Consider the following 1349-nt stretch of genomic DNA (forward strand, 5'->3'; position numbering starts at 1 on the left):
AAAAAGCCGATGAAGATGGATTTTCTATTATTGCAATGTGGAATTGGGAACGGAAAAATTATTTTATTAAAGAGTAGTTCAACAAACGGGCCAGTTTGTTGAAGATTATATGCTATAATTGTTATTAAAAGGATTGAAGGATGCTTAGGAAGACGAGTTATTAATAGCTGAATAAGAACGGTGCTCTCCAAATATTCTTATTTAGAAAAGCAAATCTAAAATTATCTGAAAAGGGAATGAGAATAGTGAATGGACCAATAATAATGACTAGAGAAGAAAGAATGAAGATTGTTCATGAAATTAAGGAACGAATATTGGATAAATATGGGGATGATGTTAAGGCTATTGGTGTTTATGGCTCTCTTGGTCGTCAGACTGATGGGCCCTATTCGGATATTGAGATGATGTGTGTCATGTCAACAGAGGAAGCAGAGTTCAGCCATGAATGGACAACCGGTGAGTGGAAGGTGGAAGTGAATTTTGATAGCGAAGAGATTCTACTAGATTATGCATCTCAGGTGGAATCAGATTGGCCGCTTACACATGGTCAATTTTTCTCTATTTTGCCGATTTATGATTCAGGTGGATACTTAGAGAAAGTGTATCAAACTGCTAAATCGGTAGAAGCCCAAACGTTCCACGATGCGATTTGTGCCCTTATCGTAGAAGAGCTGTTTGAATATGCAGGCAAATGGCGTAATATTCGTGTGCAAGGACCGACAACATTTCTACCATCCTTGACTGTACAGGTAGCAATGGCAGGTGCCATGTTGATTGGTCTGCATCATCGCATCTGTTATACGACGAGCGCTTCGGTCTTAACTGAAGCAGTTAAGCAATCAGATCTTCCTTCAGGTTATGACCATCTGTGCCAGTTCGTAATGTCTGGTCAACTTTCCGACTCTGAGAAACTTCTGGAATCGCTAGAGAATTTCTGGAATGGGATTCAGGAGTGGACAGAACGACACGGATATATAGTGGATGTGTCAAAACGCATACCATTTTGAACGATGACCTCTAATAATTGTTAATCATGTTGGTTACGTATTTATTAACTTCTCCTAGTATTAGTAATTATCATGGCTGTCATGGCGCATTAACGGAATAAAGGGTGTGCTTAAATCGGGCCATTTTGCGTAATAAGAAAAAGGATTAATTATGAGCGAATTGAATTAATAATAAGGTAATAGATTTACATTAGAAAATGAAAGGGGATTTTATGCGTGAGAATGTTACAGTCTATCCCGGCATTGCCAGTCGGGGATATTAAAAAGAGGGTTCTGTTGCAAAGTTGAATTTATAGTATAATTTTAACAAAAAGGAGTCTTCTGTATGAACTATTTCAGATA

At 37.9% G+C, this 1349-nt stretch carries 1 protein-coding gene; it reads left to right on the forward strand.

Going from position 1 to position 1349, the window contains the following annotated elements:
* Positions 1–245 precede the first annotated feature (245 nt).
* Positions 246–1007: an aminoglycoside O-nucleotidyltransferase ANT(4')-Ia gene (aadD1, locus tag KA867_RS13180; protein WP_001014230.1), complete on the forward strand. Its 762-nt coding sequence runs from the start codon at positions 246–248 to the stop codon at positions 1005–1007.
* Positions 1008–1349 lie beyond the last annotated feature (342 nt).

It is taken from the genome of Staphylococcus sp. GDH8C109P, from assembly GCF_017893405.1.
Lineage (GTDB): Bacteria > Bacillota > Bacilli > Staphylococcales > Staphylococcaceae > Staphylococcus > Staphylococcus cohnii.